The organism is Nitrobacter vulgaris (assembly GCF_031453995.1).
Taxonomy (GTDB): Bacteria; Pseudomonadota; Alphaproteobacteria; order Rhizobiales; family Xanthobacteraceae; genus Nitrobacter; species Nitrobacter vulgaris.
In genome coordinates this window covers 1-9,390 of record NZ_JAVDPZ010000064.1, presented here as the reverse complement: position 1 = coordinate 9,390, position 9,390 = coordinate 1, and the positions used below count along the sequence as shown (strand labels likewise).

Annotated in this window: 7 protein-coding genes and 1 pseudogene; 7 read left to right on the top strand and 1 reads right to left on the bottom strand. The window is 56.8% G+C overall.

Annotated elements, in window-relative coordinates; translation table 11 throughout:
* Positions 1–552 precede the first annotated feature (552 nt).
* Positions 553–1,407 (top strand): non-homologous end joining protein Ku, encoded by an 855-nt coding sequence (ku, locus tag GGQ85_RS20115; protein ID WP_309775996.1) that lies wholly within the window; start codon positions 553–555, stop codon positions 1,405–1,407.
* A 1,076-nt stretch (positions 1,408–2,483) separates the two neighbouring features.
* Here the strand turns inward: ku and GGQ85_RS20110 are convergent.
* Entirely contained in the window at positions 2,484–4,214 is a 1,731-nt protein-coding gene (locus GGQ85_RS20110; protein WP_309775995.1) for a hypothetical protein, read from the bottom strand.
* A 635-nt stretch (positions 4,215–4,849) separates the two neighbouring features.
* Here GGQ85_RS20110 and GGQ85_RS20105 point away from each other — a divergent pair.
* From GGQ85_RS20105 to GGQ85_RS20080, 6 genes and pseudogenes are all read left to right on the top strand, one after another.
* A complete protein-coding gene (locus tag GGQ85_RS20105; RefSeq protein WP_309775994.1) occupies positions 4,850–5,041 on the top strand; it encodes a hypothetical protein in 192 nt (63 codons plus the stop codon).
* 107 nt (positions 5,042–5,148) lie between these two features.
* On the top strand, positions 5,149–5,340 hold the full coding sequence (locus GGQ85_RS20100; RefSeq protein ID WP_309775993.1) for a hypothetical protein: 192 nt from the start codon (positions 5,149–5,151) through the stop codon (positions 5,338–5,340).
* 443 nt (positions 5,341–5,783) lie between these two features.
* Positions 5,784–6,839 (top strand): hypothetical protein, encoded by a 1,056-nt coding sequence (locus GGQ85_RS20095; RefSeq protein WP_309775992.1) that lies wholly within the window; start codon positions 5,784–5,786, stop codon positions 6,837–6,839.
* 101 nt (positions 6,840–6,940) lie between these two features.
* Positions 6,941–7,054: pseudogene (locus GGQ85_RS20090) on the top strand (MBL fold metallo-hydrolase); the annotation flags it as partial.
* A 303-nt stretch (positions 7,055–7,357) separates the two neighbouring features.
* Positions 7,358–7,573 carry a hypothetical protein gene (locus tag GGQ85_RS20085; protein WP_309775991.1) on the top strand — a complete coding sequence of 72 codons (216 nt, stop codon included), beginning with the start codon at positions 7,358–7,360 and terminating at the stop codon, positions 7,571–7,573.
* Entirely contained in the window at positions 7,545–7,868 is a 324-nt protein-coding gene (locus GGQ85_RS20080) for a hypothetical protein (RefSeq protein WP_309775990.1), read from the top strand. Before GGQ85_RS20085 ends, GGQ85_RS20080 begins: the two co-directional genes overlap by 29 nt.
* The last annotated feature ends 1,522 nt before the right edge of the window (positions 7,869–9,390 follow it).

Genomic DNA, 9,390 nt, shown 5'->3' with positions numbered 1-9,390 from the left:
CGCTTCGCCGCCATGATCTGCTCCGTGACGAATCACGGAGCTCTATGAATCAGCGATCAAACCGATTGGGAATCCTGAATGTCGATCGGTTCTAGGGCATGCGGGAGCCTATCGGCGCGCATCGACAATAGCCGTTCACAGGACCGTGAGTATAACCTGAGGGGTTGAGGGCCGGACGCTTGCGGCTGAGTGATATAATCGGAGTGAAAATTGATTCGAGGCGACGTATGACCATCGCACGGCAACACAAGATTACATCCTCAGCGCCGGTTGCACATCGCGCCCGCCCGGCTTTTCGCACTCTGCATGGCTGGGCGCTCGGGACCCTTATTGATCAAGGTGCGGTAGTTGAATGTAGGGATCACGGACACAGGCTCGATCGTGCCGATCCTGATGCTTGGAACCGCGCGCGGGAAGAGGCTTGGCGAAACCCTTTCCCCGGTGCCACTCCGCATTCCTGTATAGCTGAGATGAATGCCATAAGGGACGGTCTCGGCGACACGTGCCCGGACTGTTGATCTGTTCGGACTCCTCTTCTTCCTGCCACGCTCTATATTCAGGCTCCCTGCAGCAGGAGTTTTTAGTTCATGGCCCCTCGCGCCATGCCCGATAGCCCTGTTTCCGGCTACCTCGGAGTCCGAAAAGGTCAGCTTCAACCAAATCAATCGCAACATAGGGCACCGTATCAAGTATCAGAAAGTCGATGCTGAAACCGGCGAGGAAGTCGCGAACGAAGACATCGTCAAGGGCTATAAGATCGATACCGACAGCTATCTCGAGATCACGAAAGAAGAACTCGAGAATATCTCCCTTGAATCCACACGCACGATCGACATCGATCAGTTTGTGCCGCGCACCGAGATCGATGACCTCTATATTGTCAGGCCGTATTTTCTGGTGCCGGATGGCAACGTCGGTCACGATGCCCACGCCGTGATCCGGGACACCCTTAAGGCGGCCGACAAAGTGGCGCTGGCGCGGGTGGTGCTGACAAACCGCGAGCACATCATTGCCGTGGAAGCACGCGACAAAGGCCTCATGGGTATGCTGCTGCGCTATCCATACGAGGTGCGACAGGCGGCTGATTATTTCGATGACATCAAGGACGTGAAGATCACCAACGACATGCTCGATCTAGCTAAGCACATCGTCGACCAGAAGAGCGGACACTTCGACCCGGACCGGTTCGAAGATCACTATGAGAACGCCTTGAACGAATTGCTTGCTAAGAAGCAAAAGGGGCTGCGAATCACCGCCCCTGAAAGACCCCAGGGCAGTAACGTGGTTGATTTGATGGACGCGCTTCGTCAAAGCCTGAAGCCTGGATCCGCGCCGAAGGCCGCCAAGGCGCCCGCCAAGAAGACGTCAGTCAGAAAGAAGGCAGCCAAGAAGCGCAAAGCAAGCTGAATTCCTTTAAGACATCGCGCCGGCTCAACCTACGCAGAAGTTCAAATTAACTGACGCCGGGACCTCGAACGCGCGCTAGGGCCAACGGCGGCTAGGCGAAGCATGGCACGTCGGAATTTAGTGCTGCGTGCCGTTACCGGTGGTGGCTTGGAGACGTGCATCGCGCGCTGCGATTAACGCAGCTTCCGCCATCGCTCGGACAGTCGCCTCCGGAAAATTGATCTCGAGCAAATTGAATTCGCTTTCGCTAAATTCTACCAGCGGCGATAACCGCCACGGTATTTGGGTCCATTCACTTCCTCTGAGGCTTTTGCAACCCCCGTCCTTCTTTACCTTGGGCAACTGGCTCTTGGACAACTGGCTGTTTAACAACTGACTCTTTAGCTTGGACGAATGGCCCGTCGATACATTTGAATGAAAGGGGAGAATGTTGTTGTGACTCATCCTCCCAGCGAGACCCGAATTGTTTTCCCGCGATCTCGCATAGCTCCTTTGTCTGATAGCCAGGAATGATTTGAAGTTCCTGGCCCCTAAAAACGAGGGAGATTAGAACCAAGATATATGTCATGAGCGACCTTCGTGGCGTGAGGCAGGGTTAGTTGGTCTGTTAGACGACCCTGGTGGAGGCGTCTGAAAGTGACACAAATCTCGCCCGCGTGCCAACGGCTTACGATGGCTGATGAGAGTCGTCATTCGATGGAACCGCCTTCGCGGCCGACATTTAACTGACAGCGTGGTCTCCAGACCGAGCTGGCTACAGGCCCACAGCACCGGTGGTGGAATGGCCCGCGCGAGGCTAATTCAGTCGTCGTATATCCCGCCTTAGAGAGTCCCTTGTGGGTTGTCATGGCATTCGCGCGGCTCCTGCTTCGCGAACAGCCTTTGGACGTCCCGCGCCAGTTCCAGCAGAGCGACTCCTTCGGAAAGATAGGATTGTCTGCGATCACGCGACGGACCGTCCCTTCGAGAGGCGCCTGAGGCGGCACTACCTTTGCTTCAATCTGACGAAAAGTGCCTCCCGCAGCGAAGCTTCGGGAGACTCATGCAGGTGGTATGCCAGACTAAGGTGCTCTTCATCAATGCGGGCGCCGATACGTCATAAATGCTCCTGCTTCCTGGCGATCTTGATGCCGAGCCGTTTGCACCTGTTCTTCGAGGTTACGAACCGCTTCAAGCCGCTCAAGGCGCGACTCGGCCGGAGCGACGCGCGTGAGTGCCTGCCGCGCTTTCGCGGCTGCCGTTGGCGGTCCTTGACGAGACGACGCGACCGCGCCCGCAGTTGATGAAGGAGTTGGTTGAATGGGCGCTGAAGCGGCGGGCCGCGGGGCAGCGACCGTCTTTGTTGTCGGGGCAACCTTATTTAAGAAGTTATCAAGGTTCTCGCACCGCGCCGGAAGAAAATGCTTTTCTAAGGCTTCTGACAGCTCCCTTTTCTCGGTCACATGCGTGAAGCCACCGGGGGCCGTCGCTGGCCATTTTACGTTCGGCGCAATCTCCTGGCCAACCGAGAACTGGTGGCAGCCACCACAGCTCACCGCCCCGGCTCGTGCCAAGATGTGCTGCGCCGTCAAAGTGGATCCCTGAGGAAGCCTGAAGTTCTTCAGCTCGGAATTCACGCCAGTGGGCAACCCGGTGTTTTCCGCTCGCTTCAGTGGATCATCGTTGTCGCCCTGCGAGATGCTCTCGAACGTGTTGGATCGATTGGGGAAGCGTGCTCCAACGCTAGCAAATAGCTCCGTCGGAGATAGTGTTTTCCCGTCTTTTTGAGCCCTGAGTTCAGTCTCTATCAGTTCGCGCACATGAATGCGTACAAAGTCGTCTTGAAAGTCGAACCGGAGGTCGCCGAAGCCCTCCGCTTCGTTTGTTGCGGCCGCTCCATACAGCGCCGGATGAGGATTGGCCTTCACTGTGTCGGGCACAAAAACGGCGCTGCCGTCAGGGCTGACACTGACGCGCCACTCACGCAGCATCCATGGATTGTTGCCGATGTCGCCGCTTGTCACGAACAGGTTGCCTCGAACTTGTCCGAACGGAAGACCGAAATGTTGGTGATGAATGACAGGCTGGATGTCCGCGGTCCCATCGCCGTCCGTATCGCCCTCATAGTAGAATTTCTCGAGCGCTGTCTTGAGTTCTGGTCCGGTTTTGCCTTTGAGGCTGTCCCAGAACCGCGCTATCCCGAGACAGCCCTCAGGTCTATTCTGTGGGTCAGGGTTGTCGACCGCTGCTTCAAAGATGAGGAAGAAGCGATTTGTCCGTTCGACAGGGTCACCCTTCGCATAAACGATGCGGTGCTCGCCGCAATATTTGAAGTTTGCGGGAGCTAGATCGAGTCGGTTGAACAAACCGACCGGGCGCATGCCTTCTACGTCCTGTGGTGTGAGCAGCTTCAGAGGATCAAGGGCAGCTTCGTTGGGGCGAATCTTAGCGGGCATCGCAACCTTGCTGTCGGGATTGATTCGGTCTGCCACGCGGAAGCTTCGGATCATGCTCGTAAGCAGTGAGACCCGCTCGGCCTGCGTGTTGACCAGCTTCTTTTGAGCCTCAGTTGCAGCGGCGTCCTGAGAGTTCGGCGTTACCGCAGAAGTCAGGATTGCGCCGAGCGTCCTTTCAAGCGAAAAGGCATCGTCTTTAAACACTTCCGGATCTGTGATGACGACGGTACGTCGCAGATCCGTTTCAAGGTGACCTGTGCCCTTCTCGACAGTGCACTGGACGCTGTAAGTAGACTGCTGTGCTTCGGCAGCAAAAGTCGTCAGGGCCAGCGCCGAACTTAACATACTTTTGAGAAAAATATATCGGGCCATAGCAGCACCTCTACCGCCTGAAATGGCGGGCGAGTGTTATCGTTACACAACCTTTTCGGAAGTCAACGGCCGTTCGACAGCAGCCCGCCCTCAGCGTTCGAGGTGACTTGGCACTAGCCCACTTTTACCTCTGATACCCTAAGCGTCGTTCTGGAAAATAATTTGCGACGCCTTTAAAGCTCCGCCCGTTGCTCCCTCCACTCCGTATTCCTTCTCCCGCTGCTCCGTTCGCTGTCCTTGGCTCCTTCCCCCTCCTAGCGATTGGCTAGGTCTAGAGAGGTCTTGTATGCGGCGGCGGCGACTGAAAGATTGTTCGAGCGGAAGCGCTGACCACCAGCAGCGCCAGCGTCGAACTGAGCGCTCTACCGACTGAGCTCCATTCATCCCGTGGCTTGTTTGATGTAATCCCCCGTGCCTTGCTCATGAATGGCGGGACTTGAACCCGCGCCCTGCAATCTTGCAAAGTACGCTCCGCCTCATGTGCCCGGTGTCGTGGAGGTATCCGTGTGGCTCGGCCCTACGCATTGTCCTGTACCGAGAATGGGCTGTCAGTCTAGCATTGCCCGTATTTCTGCCGAGCTAGTTAAATCGGCTCCTGCATCTCCGGTCATGGGTATAGTACAGGGGCTTTTCCCTTGGAAAGCACGGCTTCCAAGCGCATCATGCTGGCGCTCACCTCGCTCGCGGGCGTCATCGCCACGAACGCGATGACAGCGCCCGGTCGACCCAACATGGTCTCGAGCATCGTGCAGCTGATCGTCGAGGCGTTCGTCGCCTCCGGGCTTGCGCACTGCAGCTACACGCTGTTCGGAAGGCGAAGATATTGAGGGAGTCCGGTTGGAACCGGCGCTCGGGGGAAGTGTTGGCCAGAAGGTCAAAATGGTTTCTGCCAGGTTTCGTCAGCGTGGCAGGTTCCCAATCTTGGGAGTGCCAGATGGATTTATATCGGGCGTACGTATTTGACGACGATGGGTATATCCTCGGCTTCGATAAGATGATCTGCCGTGATGATGCGGAGGCGCTTCAGAAGGTCAGCCATCTGCTCGATGATCAGGAGGTCGAAGTTTGGACCGGCCCCAGGCTCGTTACTGTCCTAAGCCCGGAAAGGAACAGAGACGTTCTTTGATCGGCGTTCGTGGCTACTCTTAAGGTTCCGGCATCCCGGCCGAAGGAGCGAAGCCTGCGGGAATGCCAGGATTTCATCACGCCCCCAACTCGCCACGCTCAAGGCGAACGCGTCGAGCGGCTTTCACTGGCTCCACGAAATAAATAGGAAGGCTACCGGCTGCAGGTGCACGCGAGCGGCGGGCGCGCGCGACGCCTACACCCGCAAGCAGAATCTCTTGATCTGCATCAATTGACCCGGGCCGGAACGTGGCATCGGTTTGAACAGCGATCTCGACGGCGGACGACCATCCCAAGAATCAAGGATGTCGTAATGGCTATTGGCGCGGCCCAGACAAAACGTTTCGCAGTGGGGGCGCTGGCCGCTTTGGCGGCATCGGCAGCGTCCATCGCTATTTCTCGCGAGTCCGACTTCAAATTGGAATCAATTATGAGGGAATTGCGATGAAACATTTGCACCTTGCTAAACTCTCGTCGGCGGTGTTGGGACTAGCTTATTGGCTCGGCCCCGCGGGCGCCGATCCTTCGCTTGCGCAGAAGGCGAAACCCGAGGTTATAAAGACCGAATATCAATACGCCGCCAAAGTCGTTTGCTCGTTGATGCTCCCACACCAGGACGGAACGCTCGCGAAAGGCACGTATCGCACCATCGTCAACATGCATAATCCCGGTAGGAAGCCGCTCACAATCGCCGCGAAAGTCGCGCTCTCCGCGGATTTCGGCTCCGATCCAGGCCCGTTCAGCATCTCGCCCTTTAAGCAGGCCGAGCTGGCGCCGGACGGGGCCATGAAATTAAGTTGCTTCGACATTGCGGGCTATTTCTGCCCAATCAATGGCGTGTGCATCGATTTTGCGTTTCTTGAAGGCTTCGTGGTGATCAAGAGCCCCGAGCCGCTGGACGTGGTCACCGTTTACTCCGCAAGGCACACCGACGGCGAAGTGGAGACCATGGACGTCAATGCGGTACAGCCGCGCCAGATGCGCGAAGCCGTGGAGATCACTCCCGCCGAACCCAAGCCAGAGATCAAGGAACGCAAAGACTATCCGTCCAAGGAAAGCCCGGCTTACGGCAAAGATTATTCGAAGAAAATGTGCGGCGGCATTGCCAACATTCCCTGCCCGAAAGGCGAGAACTGCGAGGACGATCCTTCGGATACGTGCGATCCCGCCAAGGGGGGAGCCGACTGCCCCGGCATTTGCGTGAGCGATTATTCGAAGCAGACGTGCGGCGGCATCGCCGGCATTCCCTGCCCGAATGGCAAGAAGTGCGTAGACGACCCGTCGGATACGTGCGATCCGGCCAAGGGCGGCGCCGACTGTTCCGGCATTTGCGTGCGCGATCATCCGAAGCAGACGTGTGGCGGCATTGCCGGCATTCCCTGCCCGAACGGCAAAAAGTGCGTGGACGATACGTCGGATACGTGCGATCCCGCCAAGGGCGGCGCCGACTGCCCCGGCATTTGCCTGAGCGACCCAACACAAAAGCAATTGCGGCCCTGAGGCTTCGTCATAATCATTCCGAACGCGGGCGCGTTCTTCCGCGCCCTCGTTCGCTGTGGGGCTACAACGGCCGCCAGTTTGAATTCCCTTCACGCTAATTCGTGATCCTGCATTCGCTGCAAGTGAACATCCGGGGTGGCCGACTCCCCAAATCAGAAAACAATGGCAAACGCTTTCTCAAAATCCCGCTCGACGCTCTAGAAGGCGAGTCTTGAGACTGAACTAGGAGGTTACCGATGGAGCAAAGAGTGCGAAGGATCTGATGGCGGGAAGTTACCCGGAGGTGGAAATCTTCTCGGGAGAGGACGCCCTGAAGCTCGTTGACTAGCCGAGCGTGATTTTGGGGACGCGCTCGAGTGCGAAGAATAGCGGAAGAGGAAAGCTGAAGGGCGCAGTGCACGTCACACGCGGTCTCCTGGAGCACCAGGCCGACGCTCCGCGAAGCTTGGACACAGCTGGCGGAGCGGCCGCGTGCAGATTTCAACCCCAAGACCAACGAGGCTGCGCTTACGAAGCGCTTGAAGATCTACGTGGAGAACTACACCGCGAGGCAGCACGGGCTGTTCGGCATGTGGTCCGCCGAAGACGTCATCGGCGAATTTGATCTTGCGACAGGTATGCTGATCGAGGAGCGCAGGACCGACATCGTCTACGGCTGGAACGACGACGCGCAGGGCATGCGATCTCGTCTTCGAGTTCAAGCGCTTGGGCCGCTTCGTCACCGGCATCTATAGCCGCCGCCAGGCGGTGGCCGCGATGGTCGGCGTGCTGCTCGATCCCGAAGACGATGTCGTGCCGGCGATCCGCAAGGCGCTCGAAGACAGCGCGCTCGGCACGGTGCTGCGCCTCAAGCCGACGTCAGCGGGCAATCCGATCGCGAGGCCGTCGATCCTGTTCGGAACGGCGGACTTCGACACGGAGCATGAACGCGATGCCGCCCTGGCGCCAACTCATGGCACCATCCGAGTTTCACACTTCTTCCTCGCCTTCGGCTATCCGACATCGACCAAAAAGCCTAAGGCGGCATAGCGGAAGGCCCGCTTTTCGGCCGTCGCTCAGCGCTCTTTTTCTTCTTCGGCCCCATGAAGTGGAGAACCTGCTCGACGCTGATCGCAAATCGCCGAGGGCCGTATCGTCGAGCTTGCCTTTGCCGCCCGCGAGAGCCCACCTCAGGCCGGCGTGGTTCGCGGGCGATATCCTCGTGATCCGCTTGACTGCCGGCGTATCACGGTCGCGATCCGCGCGACCTAGCATCGGAGGGTTGTAAAGTTCGCCTAAACCAACACATGTTCAAGAACCGACGGGCCAGCACTAAATCAGCTCTACTTTAGTAGTAGATTTTGGTTTTACGTTCAATTTAGCACTGGAAGAGATCTTTTGTTCGATCCGTAGAACTTTCACCTTCCAAACGACACCGGGTTCGAAACGCGTTGAACGAAGCGCGCAACCCCATCACTGACGACCATTGAGATCGGAATCTCACATTCAGCGAGAAAACTTCCAACTAAAGGAAAGGTGTTCGGAATTGTTTAGCGATTTGACTTGGAATTCAGTAAAGACTCGGCGCTTTACGATTGCGCCGTTTATATCAGACGGAGCCGCGGACAAATGAACTCCGCAATCTGGCGGGCTGAAGTGTCTGGCATCAACATAGCGATCGATTTGAATACACCATCCACGGCGCCGTTGTCAGTACGGAGGAACAGGACAGGTCCACCGTCACGCTCCATGATAATTTCTCGGATTATCGGAAATTCAACATCACGCTGTCCCTTCGTTGATAGTCCGCGCTATGCAACAGGGGGTTTCGATAGATACCCGGCCGCTCCGGCCACCTACCGGCATCGACTGCAAAGTTATCTTGCCTGCTTATACGTAAGTTCGGGCATTTAATGGCCAAAGGGCCCAATGTGAACGGGCTATTCGGCGACGGGGGTATCCTGCCGCCTGAATCCCCTTTAACGGCCCACACAGCCTCCAGGATTGCCTAAAATAAAATCGCGCGGTCAATAGCCGGACAGCCCAATGCTAATTTCTTGGGGCTTTGCAAGCCCACAAACGGCAAACTTCCCTTAATTTCCCACGAATTCCCTTGTGTCCTAACCGGAAAAGAAGGGCGGGACAATTGTCGTTATGACTCTGCGAACCGAGGTGCACTTCGGTCGCCCGGACCGTCGTTGGACGACATGACGCTTAAGCCCCCTTCCGTCGACCCTTGCAGAGCTATCACCGGTTCGAAGCCGAACCACGCCCAATGGTCGGACTAAGCAAACTCCTGAACAACTAGATCATAAATTCCGGAGCGCACGGGCTGAACGCATTACGCGCCATTCCGAAGTTTTGCTAAATCGAAAACAGTAATGGGTACGAGAAAACCAAACCTATAGCTTAACGGCCAACAATGCTTTTGCTGTAAGCTCCATCACTGATGATTGCCAGAACGAAATCTTCTCCCGTGAGAGCCTGTTTGAAAATTGGGCTAGGCGGGGATTCCGGTATCGCAGCGAATATGATTCACACTTGGGATGTGGACACGCAAGCAGCGAAGCCG

What these genes read in the sequence shown, in the direction of transcription:
- GGQ85_RS20110 (WP_309775995.1), bottom strand. Translation starts at nt 4,214, where the DNA reads ATGGCCCGATATATTTTTCTCAAAAGTATGTTAAGTTCGGCGCTGGCC.
- GGQ85_RS20100 (WP_309775993.1), top strand. Translation starts at nt 5,149, where the DNA reads ATGGATTTATATCGGGCGTACGTATTTGACGACGATGGGTATATCCTC.
- GGQ85_RS20095 (WP_309775992.1), top strand. Translation starts at nt 5,784, where the DNA reads ATGAAACATTTGCACCTTGCTAAACTCTCGTCGGCGGTGTTGGGACTA.